Source organism: Bradyrhizobium sp. P5_C11_2, assembly GCF_054049755.1.
In genome coordinates this window covers 1-14,206 of sequence record NZ_JBFULT010000135.1, presented here as the reverse complement: position 1 = coordinate 14,206, position 14,206 = coordinate 1, and the positions used below count along the sequence as shown (strand labels likewise).

The following is a 14,206-nucleotide window of genomic DNA, read 5'->3' as shown; positions in this document are numbered from 1 at the left end:
CGCAATGACGGAGCAAGTGGCATCGCCGCCATCCTTCAACTCGCACCCTTATCGCAGACACACCTTCGCATCCTCGCGGCTGATCCCGCCCGAGCTTTGCTTCGATCTCTCCACCCTCTTCAAGCAGAGGGCGCAGGGAAGGCCGGATGCCGGCTGGCACCCACGGTCCGCTGTGCGAAAGCACACGCAGAAAAACTGCACAGCGGCATACAGGTGAAGCCGTACACACGGCCTTCCCTGCGCGGTGGTTGGACGGCTTATGCCGTGCTCTCCCGGGAGCCGAGTTCCTTCTGGCCTCCCTCGCCCCGCGAATTGACGATGCCGTCTGCCCGGTTGGGCTCGCGCACATCTCCGCGAAAGGCTTGACCGTAGCAACGACGGCCAGGACCACACGGTTTTGCCGTACGCGCTCAGCGCCGTCCGTCTACACGTGGCCGCGGACTCACAGGGACTACCCGCCCTGCCCGCTACCTCTCGTGCCGACGCTGCCGCGTCCACCGCAACCCGGCCCGCGTTTCGAACGACTCGCGAACCGCCCCTCTTCGTGGGCCGGGCTGTTTCGATGTATGCCGCAATTCCGAATTTCGATAAAGTGGAATATTTTCGCGCGAAGGGGTTGACGAGCGGCGGGATGTTTTGCCCGACGGGCCACGTAGCCGGGATGGAGCGCGGCGCAATCCGGGGAAGTCGTGCAAACCGAGCGTAACGAAACCCACCTCGCCCGCGCGACGTTGGACCAGTTCAGTTCGACGCTTCCCGTTCGAGCGAAGATCAGTACTTCGCGACCAGCGGGCCACCCCAGCGGTAGTTCACGCGAACCAGGCCGATGTCGACGTCCTGGCCAATACGTGCGGTTCCCGCAAAAGCGCCCGCCGCAAGACCAAAGGTCCCGGTGAAGTGGAAGTTCACGTCGCGATGATCCATGAACAGGTGATCGTATTCAACACCGACCGACCAGTTCGGAGCGAAGCCAAATTCGAGACCGGCCCCGACCGCGCCACCCCAGCGGGTTTCACTCGCATTGTTGATCGTCAGCCCGGTCGGAATATCGAAAGCACGGTATTTGTCGCTGACAACTGCGGCGCCACCCTTCACATAGAGCAGCACGTTATTCCAGGCATAGCCGACTTGGCCCGTGAACAGGCCGAACGCATCAATCTTTGATTCATCCTGGACGCCCGCGAAGACGGAGTTGGCGTTGGCCCCCCTGAAATCGGCCCAGTTGCCCTGTGCCTCCACGCCGAACACCCAACCCGCTGTCTGCCAGCGGTAGCCGATCTGACCGCCGGCCGTGCCCCCTGTCGCATCGTGGCACCCCATGGAAACGGCCGGAGCGACAACCGCGCCACCGATATTGACCAGGTCCCAGCACTTGCGGGCAGAGCCGCCGCCACCATTGATGCCGATGTAGAAGCCGCTCCAGTCGTAGAACGGAACCGTTGGAGGAGGCGCTTTGGTGTACGGCCGCGCCGCCAGGTCAGCGGCCGAGGCAGGAGCGACGAGCGCGAGGAGGGCAACCGTGCCCAGCAAGATCTTCTTCATTGTGTCGACCCCGAATCGAAATCTACTGCGGAGCCCCCACATGCAACCTATCATTGCTTTCTGAAATTCATGTCACCTGAGCGCAACACTGGAGACCAAAGGGCCTATCAACCTGACGCTGGTTCCGGGGAACGGCGTGCGGGCGGATGCGATCATCCCGGATTGCGCTTCGCTCCATCCGGGCTACGAAGTATCGGATTCAAATGCAGACAAGCTTTCAGGTCGTGGCAGCACAGACGGCGCATCGCCCGCCAAGCCGAAGACTTCGATGCCTCTCAGCAAGCCGCCGCTCGAAAAGATGAAAATACCGCTGGGGTGGCCGCCTCGATTGATCAGGAAGTCACCGAGAATACGGACACCGGGCGGTGGCTCAGCATGTCCCCTGATCTGGAAATTGATGCTGGCGCACCCGCACAGACATTTCCAGGGTGTTACTTCAGCCAACTCGAGCTGATCGAGATACTGCCTTGCCTCTTCCGTGCCGTGCTCCAGCATCCAGCGGGCAAGATCACGCTCGGCATCCGTGAGTGGACGATTTTGCTCTGCGCTCAAGTGGCTACGACGCCTTCAGCTCGTAGGGTGGGTTAGCGTCAGCGTAACCCACCTCTTTTGTCTCCGCATCGAAAGAAGTGGTGGGTTACGCTTCGCTAACCCACCCTACGCAGATCACGCCACCGCTGCGTCCGGAATGCGCGCGGCTTCCATCGGCACCTTGCCGCGGATCAAATCGGAAGCGCGGTCGGCGATCATCATCGTCGAGGCGTTGAGGTTCGCCGAGATCATGCGCGGCATCACCGAGGCGTCGATCACGCGCAGGCCCTGGAGGCCGTGGACGCGGAGCTGGTCGTCGACCACCGCCCAGGTGGAATCCGCCGGGCCCATGCGGCAGGTGCAGCCGGGGTGGAAGGTGGTGGTGCCGCGTTCGGTGGCGGCGGCGAGGAATTCGTCGTCGGTGTTGATGTTGGGGCCGGGGAAATCCTCGTAGGCGTAATAGGGCGACAGCGGCGCGCTCTTCAGCAGGCGTCGCGCGAGCTTCATGCCGCCAACGATGACGCGGCGGTCGAGCTCGGCGTCGAGATAGTTGGTCTGGATGATCGGCGGCGCAAACGGATCGGCCGAGCGGATGCGGACATAGCCGCGGCTTTCCGGGCGCTGCTGCCAGGACGCCACCGTCATGCCGGGCTCGTCCTCGAGCTGGCCCTGCACGCCTTCCTTGTAGCTGGCCGGCGTGAAGGTGAGCTGCAGGTCGGAGCTGTCGGCGCTCTCGCCGGAATGCCAGAAGCAATAGACCATGGTCGGCGACAGCGACAGCAGGCCGCGGCGCGTGGTGGCCCATTTCAGCGCCTCGATCCACAGCGAGAAGCCGCGGCGGAGCTCGTTGATGGTCTTGATGTCCTTGACGCGCGCCACCGTGCGCGGCGCGTAGTGGTCCTGGAGGCCCTCGCCGACCGGCAATGCGTGACGCACGGCGATGCCGTTGGCCTGCAACAGATCCGGCGAGCCGATGCCGGAGAGCTGGAGCAGCTGCGGTGAATTATAGGTGCCGCCGGAGAGGATCACCTCCTTGTTGGCGCGAACCTCCACCGGCGTGCCGCCGCGGCCGCCCTTCATGTAGCGCACGCCGACGGCGCGCTTGCCTTCGAAGATGATCTCGGTCGCGTGCGCATGCGTATGCACATGCACGTTGGGCCGCTTCATCGCGGGCTTGAGGAACGCGGTCGAGCCGGAGACGCGCAGGCCCTTGTCGATGGTGCGCTGGCAGTAGGAGACGCCTTCCTGGGTCTTGCCGTTGTAGTCGGGATTGCGCGGGATGCCGAGCGAAACCGCGCCTTCCATGAAGGCTTCGCAGAGCGGATCGCGCCACTCCATCGTGGTGACGATGAGATTGCCGTCGCGGCCGCGATAGGTGTCCTCGCCCTCGCCGACCCGCTTCTCCAGCCGCTTGAAGTAAGGCAGCACGTCGGCATAGCCCCAGCCGCGATTGCCCATCTGCGCCCAGGTGTCGAAATCCATGCGCTGGCCGCGGTTGTAGATGTGCCCGTTGATCGAAGACGAGCCGCCGAGCGTCTTGCCGCGCGGCGCGTAGATGCTGCGCCCGCCAGTGTAAGGCCCCGGCTCCTGCTGGTAGGCCCAGTTGATGCTCTTCATGTGGAAGGTCTTGATGAAACCCGCCGGCAGATGGATGTAGGGATGCCAGTCGCTGGGGCCCGCCTCGAGCACGCAGACGCTGACGTTCGGATCTTCGCTCAGCCGGCTGGTGAGCACGCAACCGGCCGAACCCGCGCCGACAATCACATAATCAAATCTGTCCATCTTGCCTCGGCGCCTATCAGCGCGGCTTGTCGTTGAGTTGATATTCGAGATGCGTCCGCACCGTCGGCCATTCGGCGGCGGTGATGCTGTAGACCACGGTGTCGCGCAGCGTGCCGTTCGGCGCGACCTGGTGGCTACGCAGGATGCCGTCCTGCTTGGCGCCGAGGCGCTCGATGGCGCGGCGGCTCTGGTGGTTGAAGAAGTGGGTGCGGAACTCGACCGCAATGCAGTTCAGCGTCTCGAAGGCGTGGGTGAGCAGCAAGAGCTTGCATTGCGTGTTGAGCGGCCCGCGCTGCGCGCTCTTGCCATACCAGGTCGAGCCGATCTCGACGCGGCGGTTGGCGGCATCGATGTTCATGTAGGTGGTCTGGCCGACGATCTTGCCGCCGGCGTCGAACACGGTGAAGGGGAGCATGGAGCCTGCGGCCTGGAGGCCCAAGCGGCGGTCGATCTCCTTGGCCACGTTCTCCGGCGTCGGGATCGCGGTGTACCAGATCGTGTAGAGCTCGCCGTCCTTCACGGCCTCCACCAGCCCCTCGCGGTGCTGATGCGACAGCGGCTCGAGACGGGCGTGCTGTCCGCGCAGGGTGATGGGGTCGGGCCAGGGCATTGTATCGTTCCTCATGAATGTCATTCCGGGGCGGTCCGCAGGACCGAACTATGGTGCGCAATTGCGCACCTGAGAATCTCGAGATCCCGGGTTCGGCTCTCCGAGCCGCCCCGGGATGACGATGGCGTACTACGCCATCGTCACTTGTTCAAAAAGTTCAACGGCAATCCGCCGCGCGGCCAGTCCATGGCGATCAGTTCGCCCTTGCCGGACAGCGTGATGTAGGCGGTCTTGAGCTCAGGGCCGCCGAAGGCGATGTTGGTGGTGACGCGGTCGCCGGTCGGGACCTGCTCGACCAGCGTGCCGTCCGGCGCGATCACCGAGATGCAGCCGGAGACCAGGGTCGCGACGCAGACATTGCCGTTCGCCTCCACCGCGAGCGAGTCGAACATCTGGTAGCCGCCGAGGCCGCAGATCGGTTTGCCCCGCTCGCCGCGATAGATCACGTCGGCCGGCTTGAGCGTGCCGGGCGCGGAGAGCCCGTAGGCCCAGAGCCGTCCCGTCGGCGTCTCCGCGATGTAGACGGTGTTCTCGTCCGGCGAGAGCCCGATGCCGTTCGCGGGCAGTATGCCGTGCACGACCTCCACGATCTCGGTCATGCCGGGCTTGAGGTAGTACATGCCGCCGACGTCCATCTCGCGTGCGCGGCGTTTTCCCAGATCGGAGAACCAGAGGCCACCGTGCTTGTCGAAGACGAGATCGTTCGGTCCGCGCAAATCGTGCTCGCCGCATTTGGTCACGACGGTCTCGACCTTGCCCGATTGCAGATCGACGCGCTGGATCGAGCCGCCGAGATAGTCGTTCGGCTGCGGGCCGGGCATGATCATCTTGCCGGCCGGAATCCAGGAGAAGCCGCCATTGTTGCAGATGTAGATCTTGCCGTCGGGGCCGAGGGCTGCGCCATTCGGGCCGCCCGGCACCTTGGCCACGATCTCCTTGCGCCCGTCGGGATAGACCCGGGTCAGGCGTGCCCCTCGGATTTCCACCAGCACCACCGAGCCGTCCGGCATCACGACCGGCCCTTCGGGAAATTCGAGGTCGGTGGCGAGAACGCGGACGTTGGACATGTCTGGACCTCCCGGCGCTTGTTATGGCTTGCGCGGGATGTCCGGCACGGGCCTCGCACGCAAGATTTGCATGCGGTTATGGCAAAGTCGCCGAGGCTTGCCAAGCAAGCGGGACGGTATGCCAGCGTTGCGTGTTACTCGCGCACTGGTATCCAAATTTCGAAACCGCCATTGCCGGTGGCGGGATCGAATTTTTCGTCATAGCGCTCGAAGCTCGGCGCATCCGCGGCCTTCTGGCCGGAGGCCGGCAGCCACTGATTCCAGATCGTGTTGACGGTGCGGCGGATCGAGGCGACGTGGTCGGTGTGGGTGAACACCGCATAGCGCTGCTCGGGGATGCGGATGCGGCCGAAGCGGCGCGGCAGGTCGGAGAAATCGGCGACCTCGACGCCGGCGATATAGTCGAAATTGCCGGAATCATCGCCGTTGCAACAGACGCCATAGGCAACGCCACCGATGCGCGCAGGGATGTCGGCAACCTCCTGATGGAAGCGGTGCCACAGGCCCGGAATGGCGGCGCCGTTGTCGCAGGAGATGCGCTCGCTCGGGCCGGCGACGAGGAAGGCCTTCGCGGTCTCGAACCGCGGGGCCGCGAGATGGTCGAGCATGGTGGAGTCCATGAGGATCGGCTCCTGAAGCTTGAGGTCATTGACGCACGCCGCCGCCCTCACCGCTTCGGGCGTGGTGCCGAACTGGTCGCGGAACGCGCGGGTGAATGCTTCGTGGGAGCCGTAATCCGCCTCCAGCGCCAGCGACAGAATGTCCGGCGCGCCGTTCGCGAGGCTGCGCGCCGCTTCCGTCAGCCGCCGCGCGCGCACGTAGCGCATCACCGGAAGTCCGGTGGCTGCGGCAAACGCGCGCACGACGTGGAACCGCGACACGCCGGATATCGCAGCGATCTCGTCGAGCGTCATCGGCTCGGCCAGATGGCTCTCGATATACCAGAGCGCGCGCTGGGCTGGGTTCATGACGTCAAAGGCCCTCGTTCGAAGCCTGGCGATGATGCGCCGATCACCACCGCCTCGCTTGATCGGCATTGCTGTCCTCGCATGAGGATAGTCCGGCAATAGCCACTGGCAACGCCCCGGCATTGGCAGCTACACTCATTGAAACCGCTCACGAGAAAGAGGAACCGCGTCATGGAGATCACCGATGTGCGGGCGCACCATATCCGCATCCCCTATGACGCCGGTGTCGCGAGCTTTCGCCAGGGCGCGTCCGCAATCTCCGCGCTCGACATGGTGCTGGTCGAGGTCACGACCGACGCCGGACTGACCGGCTGGGGCGATGCCTTCGCCTATGTCTGCCCGCGCACCACGCGCAATGCCGTCGAGGAGATGATCGCACCGCAGGCCCGCGGGCTGAAGGTGCCTGATGCCGCCGGCATTCCCGCGGTCATGGAGCAGATCCAGCGCAACCTGCATCTGTTCGGCCGCTACGGCATCACCATGTTCGCGATCTCCGGGCTCGACATCGCGTTGTGGGACCTCGCCGCGAAGATCGAGGGGGTGCCGCTGCACCGCCTGCTCGGCGAGACCAGGCGCACAGCCATTCCCGCCTATGCGAGCCTGCTGCGGATCGGCTCGACCGAGAACATCGGCGCCGAATGCAAGAAGGCGCTCGCGCTCGGCTACGGCGCCATCAAGCTGCACGAGACCACGGTGCCGGCAGTGTTTGCCGCCCGCGAGGCGATCGGCCCCAACATTCCGCTGATGGTCGACATGAATTGCCCGCTCACCGGCGAGCAGGCGATCGCGTTCGCAAAGGCTTGCGGGGACGCACGGCCGATGTTTCTGGAGGAACCGGTCTGGCCGCCGGAGGATTTTGCCGCGCTCGCCGAGGTGCGCAGCAAGGGCGGGCTCGGCATCGCCGCCGGCGAGAACGCCTGCACGGAATATCAATTCCGCCAGATGATGAATGCAGGCGCGGTGACCCACGCCCAGCCGTCAGTGATCAAGGTCGGCGGCATCACGGAGTTTCTCAAGGTCGCGGCACTCGCAGATGGGCTCGGCGTCAAGATCGTCCCGCATTCGCCGTATTTCGGCCCGGGCCTGCTGGCGACGCTGCATCTCCTGGCGGCGCGCGAGGACGGGCTCGTCGAGATGTTCTACCTGAAGCGCGAGGCATGCCTCTGGGACGGCCGCGCCGATGTCGATGCCACCGGCCATGTTGCGGTGCCGACCGGCCCGGGTCTCGGCCTTGAACCCGATCGCGGCGTGATGGAGCGATATCGCGTCACGTGAGCGCCGCGCCTATTTCGGCGCATCCTTGGCCGCGGGCTGCGCGTCCTTGGAGTCGGCCTTCTTCTTTGCGTCCTCCGCCGTCTTCGCCTGCACGGCCTGGAGATCGCCGAGCGTCTTCTGCAAGCCGGCGACGCTCGTCTTCAACGCGTCGATCTGGCGATTGGCCGCATCGAGCTTCTGCTGGTGATCGAGGGTCAGCTTGGTGATCGTCTTCTGGAGGAAATCGACGTTGCTCTGGAGGCAGCTCGTGCGCCGCTCCATGGTCTTCTCGACCGTGCAGATCTCGATGCCGGGCACGTCCTGCGCGCGGAGCGGGAGAGGCGCCAGCGTGGCGAGCGGCAACAGTGCGAAACAGACGCCGGCGCCTCGAAGCAGCATGCAGGTTCCTCATCAGATAATCACGTCAATTTGCGCTGATTGAGCGCGGCGGCCGAAGGCTACCACACTCGTACCGCATTCTCGCGTTGAGCTTGCATCCGTTCCCTGGACGGGGAGCGATGATCGGGATGGATGCGGAGAAGTGGGCGCTCTGCCGCCTTCCGACTTTCATTAGGGGAGATTTTTGGAATGGCAACGCGCGACAGACGTTTGGCGGAATTCGACGGCGCCGGAGAACCACCACCGGGTCTGCCGGTCGAAGTGCTGTGCGAGGACCATAGCGGAACGTATCAATTGCCGTTTGCCTGCCGCTATGTCGAGGGACGCTGGCAGAACCACGAGGCGGGGATCGCGGTGGAAGCAACCGTCATCGGCTGGCGCCTGCCGCGCATGAAGCATAGCGGGGCGGCCTGACACGTCATTTCTGTCTCAAAATGCAACGGGGCCGCGCGCCGTCTTAATCTTCGGAACGCGGCCCGAACGAATCACGTCCGAATCAGCCGAAAGGCCCTGTCCACGCCTGTTCACGGCTAGATGTCGAAGCCGTCCCGCTCGCACGTACCATATCTGCAACGTGCCCCCGGGGGCCACGCGCCGGCAGCGGCACCAAACGTTAACTGCTGAAGCGCGGCTTGCGCGCCCCTCGATTCCGCCGCCGAAACGGGCAGGGCGAACGACATCTGCCTAATATTCGACCTCGAGCTCCTCGATCTCGGCCGGCTCCTCCTTGGCCGCCGCGATCCACTCCTTCAGCTCCGGCATCGCCATGATGGTATCCGCATAGGCCTTGAGCCGCGGCTCGAGCTTGACGTCATACGTCACGAAGCGCGTCACCACGGGCGCGTACATCGCATCCGCCATGGTCCGCTTCTCGCCGAACAGGAACGGACCGCCCGACCGCTCCAGGCAGTCGCGCCAGATCGCCCAGACCCGGTCGATATCGGCCTGGGCGCGCGACCAGATCTTGAAGCCGGGGAAATGCCCCTTCAGATTGACCGGCAGCGAGGCGCGCAGCGTGGTGAAGCCGGAATGGATTTCGCCGCAGATCGAGCGGCAATGCGCCCGTTGGACCCGGTCGGCGGGCAATAGCCCGGCGTCCGGCATCACCTCGTTGAGATATTCGGCGATCGCCAGCGTGTCCCAGACGGTGGCGCCCTCGTGCCGCAGGCACGGCACCAGGATCGAGGAGGACAGCAGGAGAATCTCGGCGCGCGCGGAGGCGTCGTCCGGCGCGGTGACGATCTCCTCGAAATCGAGCCCGGAAAACTTCGTCAGCAGCCAGCCACGCAGCGACCAGGACGAGTAGTTCTTGCTGCTGATGGTCAGTGTCGCTTTCGCCATTTGCCCCTTCCCTCACGCCTGAAACCGGCACCCCGCCCGGCCCGCCGGCGTGCCCATTACCTGTGCTTCCCGTGTGTACACCCGGGTTGATGAGCAAGCGATGTGCCAGTTTTCCGGGCGGTTTGACTCGGCTTTGGCTTCGATATTGCATGGCAGCATGGGACAGGTGGGCACTTCAGTATGATGTCGATGTATTATCAGGCCTTTCAAAACCAGATGGACCTGACGGCGCCGTGGCGGGCGGGAGCCTCGTCCGCGCTCAAATTCCTCAATCTGGTGCCCCAGGGCATGTCGGATCAGGTCGTCAACCGGCTCTCGGCGGCGCTGGAACTGATCTCGCGCTCCACCCTCACCTATCACCGCCCGGCCTACGGCATCGACAGCGTCATGGTCGGAAACCGCGAGGTCGCCGTCACCGAGGAGATTGCCTACGCCACCCCGTTCGGCTCGCTGCTGCACTTCAAGAAGGCGGATGCGCCCGGGCAGCCGCGCATGCTGCTGGTGGCGCCGATGTCCGGCCACTTCGCGACGCTGCTGCGCGGCACCGTGAAGACGCTGCTCCAGGACCACGACGTCTACATCACCGACTGGCACAATCCGCGCGACATCCCGCGCAGCGAGGGCCGCTTCGGGCTCGACGACTACACCGAGCATCTCATCGACTTCCTCGGACAACTCGGTCCGCGCCCGCACATGGTCGCGATCTGCCAGCCGTCGGTCTCGGCGCTCGCGGCCGCCGCGATCATGTGCGAGGACAATCATCCGTCGCGGCCCGCGACGCTGACGCTGATGGCGGGGCCGATCGACACGCGCATCCAGCCGACCAGGGTCAACGAGTTTGCCAAGAGCAGGCCGATCGACTGGTTCGAGAGCAATCTGATCAACTACGTGCCGGTGCAGTGCCGCGGCGCGCTGCGCAAGGTGTATCCGGGCTTCGTGCAGCTAACGGCTTTCGTCTCGATGAATCTCGAGCGGCACATCAAGCAGCACATGGACCTCGCCAATCACATCGCCAAGGGCGAGAAGGAGAAGGCGGCGACCATCAAGACCTTCTACGACGAATATTTCGCGGTGATGGATCTGCCCGCGGAATTCTACATCGAGACCGTGCGGGACGTGTTCCAGGAGCATCTGCTGCCGCAGGGCAAGCTGATGCATCGGGGACGGCCGGTGAACACCAAGGCCGTCAGCCGCATGGGGCTGATGACGGTCGAGGGTGAGAAGGACGACATCTGCTCGATCGGCCAGACCCTCGCGGCGCAAGACCTTTGCACCGGCGTGCGCGCCTATCGCCGGGTGCACCACATGCAGGCCGGCGTAGGCCATTACGGCGTGTTCTCGGGCAAGCGCTGGAACAACGAGATCTATCCGCTGCTGCGGGATTTCGTGCACGTGAATTCGTAACCCGTCATCTCCTGGCGCGGACCGACGGCCAGCCGGAGAAACGGCACCTGCCTAACGCTCTTGCCTGAGCAGCTCTTTCGCTGCTTCGACTTCGGGAAGATTTCGCTCCGCATCGAACTCAGCGAGGACGGGCGCGAGCACCTCGGATACCGCGCCCGCTCGGCCGTTTGTCCTGTGCAGGCGTGCAAGTCCAAGGGCGCAGCGCAACTCGAAGGTCTTCGTCTGTTGGTGTCGTGCGATTTCCAGCGCGCGTTTGAGAGCAGTTTCGGCACCGGATTCGTCGCAAGGGTCATGGCGCGACAAGAGTTCGCCGTGGACGCGATGCAGCTCGGCATCAAGCCAATGCTGACCGGATTGCCCCGCCCATGCGATCAATTCGCCCAGGATGTCCAGCCCGTTGTCGAGTTGGCCCGACTCTGCGGCCGCCATGGCGACATGCATCCCCCAAAACGGTTCACAGAGATAGCAGTCATTCTCGTGCAGCAAGGTCCAGCCGCGGCGCATGTCCGTCAGTCCGGTCGTTCGGTCGCCGGCACGCCACTTGGCCAGGCCATCCAGGTAGGTGCCGGCGGCCACATACAGCGGCATCGTGTGGTCGCGCGCGAGACCGAGCGCCAGGATCGTCTCCGTTTGCTGCAACATGCCGCCGCATAGTCCGTCGAACACAGCGCGATGAACCAGCGCATTGGCCTGGGACAGCGCCCGTTTTTCTCCCGACGCACTCACCGCTTCGGCGGCGAGCCGGCGCGCGCGCGCGATCCTGCCGAGCGGCCACAGCACCAGGGCAAGAAATCTCATGATCACGAACGGAAGATCCAGCGCCGAAGCCCTGAACGTCGCGGGATCCGGCTCGGCACCATAGATCTCCAGCGCATGCTCGAGATGCACTCTCGCGTTCAGATAGTCGCCCCCGAACCAGCAGGTAACCCCGCCGGTCCAATGGGCCACGACGGCGGCCACCGGCGAGTCCGGCCGTCGGTCAGCAGCGCTCCTGATGGCATCCGCCAGCTCCCGCATCGGCGCGAGTTCGCCGTGTGTCAGGCAGGCATTGAAGAGGCCCGAATGGACCGGCGCAAGTTCAACCGGATCATTGATGTCGGCCGCGAACTGCCGGGCGCGCGTCCATGCGGCTACCGTTTCGGGAGCGCTGTGCCCGAGGCCGCCCCGCAATGCGCGGCCATAGGCAATTTGCAAATGAAGCCTGCTCATCATCCGGTCGGGCGCATCGGGCAATTCATCGGCGGTGGCAACCGCCTTGCCGAGATGCGCAATCGCCTCGGAATAGGCCGAGCGCTTCAGCGCCTGCTGTCCCGCCTTGCGCCACCACTCGAGGGCGACCTGGTTCAGCCCGGCCTCGGTGAAGTGGTGCGCCAGAACTTCCGGCTCGGTCTCGGCCACGACCGGAAACTTCTCGCGCAGGACATCGCCGATACGCGTGTGAAGCACCTGCCGCTTGCTCTTGAGCAGGCTCTCGTAGGCCGCTTCCTGGACAAGAGCGTGCTTGAAACTATAGTTTGCGTCGGGCGGAGCCCCGCGACGCACCAGCAGTTCGGCCTCTTCGAGTTGCTCCAGCGCAGCGGTCAGCGTCAGGTCATTGCGTCCCGCCACATATTTCAGCAGCGCGTAGGAGAAGTCGCGGCCGATGGCGGCGCCGATCTGCGCCACCTCCTTGACTGGAGCAAGCCGGTCGAGCCGCGCCATCAGCGAATCCTGCAGCGTCGCGGGAATAGCGAGCGGTGGGAGCGGACTACCGAGGCGATAGCGCCCGGCATCCTCGACGAGCAGTCCGGACTCCAGCACCATCTTGGTCAATTCCTCGACGAATAGCGGGATGCCATCCGTCCTGTCGATGATCTGCTTCATCATCTCGCGTGGCAGCAGGCGACCAACGGTCACCTGCTCGACCAGCGCGCGCGTGTCCTGCCGATCGAGCCGGTCGAGCCGCAACAGACCGACATTGGCCAGGCCCGACCAGGATGGCTCGAACTCCGGCCGGGATGTCATCAGCACGAGTATCGGTAGTCCCCTGATCCGGTCGACCGCGAGATCGAACAGTTCAAGTGTCGTGGCATCGGCCCAATGCATGTCCTCGCAGACAATCAGCAGGGGTTGCTCTCGCGCCAACCCCTCGAGCTGATCGAGAAGGGTGGCAAACGTCTGCCGCCGCTGCTGCGCCGGGCTCAAACCGAGCGGCGGACAATGGTCTCCGGTTGGGATCGAAAGCAGCGCCGCAATGAGCGGTGTCGCTTGGGCGACCTGCTGTGTTCCCAGCGCCAGCATTGCTTCGAGCTTGTCGAGCTTCTGCCCGGGCGAGTCGTGCGAGCGGATGCCGGCGGCGCGCTCGAGCTGCGCGACAAAGGGATGAAGCGCGCTGTTGGTGTGGTAAGGCGAACACTGATATCGCACCCGCCGGTGCGCCCCCAGCGAGGGGCTTTCGGACAGCGTTGCGACAATGCGCGACTTGCCGATGCCCGCTTCGCCGGAAATCAATACCATCTGGCCCTGCCCCTGCCATGCCCGTCGCTGGCGCGAGAGAATGAATTCGATCTCGTCCTTGCGGCCGACAAAGCCGATCGAGCGCGCCGCGTGGACCGCCTCGAAGCGACTCTCGGATGCGGTCGCCCCCTCCACCGCCCAGACTGCGATGGGTTCGGCTATTCCCTTGACCTCACGGCGGCCGAGATTGCGGAAAGCGAAGAGATCACCAAGCAGCCGGCGCGTCGACGAAGCAACGACGACCGCGCCGGGCTCCGCCAGGCTCTGGAGCCGGGCAGCGAGGTTCGGCGTATCGCCGACGGTTGCGTACTCCTCTGACGCTTCTCCGCTGATGAGGTCGCCGACCACCACGAGCCCGGTTGCAATCGCGATCCGCAGTTCAACCCGTTCGTCGGCGCCTGTCTTGAGTTGCCGAATTGCGGAGATGGTGTCGAGGCCCGCTCGCACCGCGCGCTCCGCGTCATCCTCGTGGGCGCGAGGATAGCCGAAATAGACGAGTATTCCGTCGCCGACAAACCTGGCTATCCTGCCGTCATAAGCAGCAATGACGCTCGCGCAGGCCGCGCGGTAGGCCCGGATCACTTCCCACATATCCTCGGGATCGAGACGCGCCGAGAGCGCAGTCGAGCCGACCAGATCGCAAAACATGACGGTGAGGTGGCGCCGCTCGGCGTCRTGAGGAGGAGCCGGCGATGCGATCAACGCGGCTGGATCGAGGTCGGCAATAGCACGCAGCATTTTGCGGCGATGGCCGAGCAGGACTCCGAGCTTGTCAAAGTCCTCGCCCATCAGTTCGGGAAGGACGCCCACGT

At 64.7% G+C, this 14,206-nt stretch carries 12 protein-coding genes; 3 read left to right on the top strand and 9 right to left on the bottom strand.

All coding sequences use genetic code 11. From position 1 onward, the window contains the following. Positions 1–771 precede the first annotated feature (771 nt). The 6 genes from ACXJL8_RS15475 to ACXJL8_RS15450 all read right to left on the bottom strand — a co-directional run bounded on the left by ACXJL8_RS15475 (position 772) and on the right by ACXJL8_RS15450 (position 6,500). Entirely contained in the window at positions 772–1,542 is a 771-nt protein-coding gene (locus ACXJL8_RS15475) for an outer membrane protein (RefSeq protein WP_456617896.1), read from the bottom strand. A gap of 183 nt (positions 1,543–1,725) precedes the next feature. After that, the gene (locus tag ACXJL8_RS15470) at positions 1,726–2,094 is read right to left on the bottom strand and encodes a hypothetical protein (RefSeq protein ID WP_456617897.1); all 369 of its coding nucleotides are present in this window, start codon (positions 2,092–2,094) and stop codon (positions 1,726–1,728) included. A 114-nt stretch (positions 2,095–2,208) separates the two neighbouring features. Next, complete coding sequence (locus tag ACXJL8_RS15465; RefSeq protein WP_456617898.1) at positions 2,209–3,855, bottom strand: GMC family oxidoreductase; 1,647 nt, start codon at positions 3,853–3,855, stop codon at positions 2,209–2,211. A gap of 16 nt (positions 3,856–3,871) precedes the next feature. After that, the gene (locus tag ACXJL8_RS15460) at positions 3,872–4,465 is read right to left on the bottom strand and encodes a GNAT family N-acetyltransferase (RefSeq protein ID WP_456618094.1); all 594 of its coding nucleotides are present in this window, start codon (positions 4,463–4,465) and stop codon (positions 3,872–3,874) included. 140 nt (positions 4,466–4,605) lie between these two features. Beyond that, on the bottom strand, positions 4,606–5,532 hold the full coding sequence (locus ACXJL8_RS15455; protein WP_456617899.1) for an SMP-30/gluconolactonase/LRE family protein: 927 nt from the start codon (positions 5,530–5,532) through the stop codon (positions 4,606–4,608). A 134-nt stretch (positions 5,533–5,666) separates the two neighbouring features. Next, entirely contained in the window at positions 5,667–6,500 is an 834-nt protein-coding gene (locus ACXJL8_RS15450) for a GyrI-like domain-containing protein (protein WP_456618095.1), read from the bottom strand. 171 nt (positions 6,501–6,671) lie between these two features. Between ACXJL8_RS15450 and ACXJL8_RS15445 the strand changes: the two genes are divergently transcribed. Beyond that, positions 6,672–7,775: a mandelate racemase/muconate lactonizing enzyme family protein gene (locus ACXJL8_RS15445; RefSeq protein WP_456617900.1), complete on the top strand. Its 1,104-nt coding sequence runs from the start codon at positions 6,672–6,674 to the stop codon at positions 7,773–7,775. Positions 7,776–7,784: 9 nt separating this feature from the next. On the opposite strand, the gene ACXJL8_RS15440 is transcribed toward ACXJL8_RS15445, so the two are convergent. Continuing rightward, positions 7,785–8,153, bottom strand: a complete 369-nt coding sequence (locus tag ACXJL8_RS15440) for a hypothetical protein (RefSeq protein ID WP_456617901.1) — start codon at positions 8,151–8,153, stop codon at positions 7,785–7,787. A gap of 189 nt (positions 8,154–8,342) precedes the next feature. Between ACXJL8_RS15440 and ACXJL8_RS15435 the strand changes: the two genes are divergently transcribed. Then, positions 8,343–8,567 carry a hypothetical protein gene (locus ACXJL8_RS15435; RefSeq protein WP_456617902.1) on the top strand — a complete coding sequence of 75 codons (225 nt, stop codon included), beginning with the start codon at positions 8,343–8,345 and terminating at the stop codon, positions 8,565–8,567. 270 nt (positions 8,568–8,837) lie between these two features. Here the strand turns inward: ACXJL8_RS15435 and ACXJL8_RS15430 are convergent, their stop codons facing one another. Then, the gene (locus ACXJL8_RS15430) at positions 8,838–9,494 is read right to left on the bottom strand and encodes a glutathione S-transferase family protein (protein ID WP_456617903.1); all 657 of its coding nucleotides are present in this window, start codon (positions 9,492–9,494) and stop codon (positions 8,838–8,840) included. A gap of 180 nt (positions 9,495–9,674) precedes the next feature. On the opposite strand from ACXJL8_RS15430, the gene ACXJL8_RS15425 reads away from it, so the two are divergent. Next, the gene (locus ACXJL8_RS15425) at positions 9,675–10,898 is read left to right on the top strand and encodes a polyhydroxyalkanoate depolymerase (protein ID WP_456617904.1); all 1,224 of its coding nucleotides are present in this window, start codon (positions 9,675–9,677) and stop codon (positions 10,896–10,898) included. 51 nt (positions 10,899–10,949) lie between these two features. Here ACXJL8_RS15425 and ACXJL8_RS15420 read toward each other — a convergent pair whose 3' ends face one another. Beyond that, positions 10,950–14,204 carry an adenylate/guanylate cyclase domain-containing protein gene (locus ACXJL8_RS15420; protein ID WP_456685198.1) on the bottom strand — a complete coding sequence of 1,085 codons (3,255 nt, stop codon included), beginning with the start codon at positions 14,202–14,204 and terminating at the stop codon, positions 10,950–10,952. Positions 14,205–14,206: the final 2 nt, after the last annotated feature.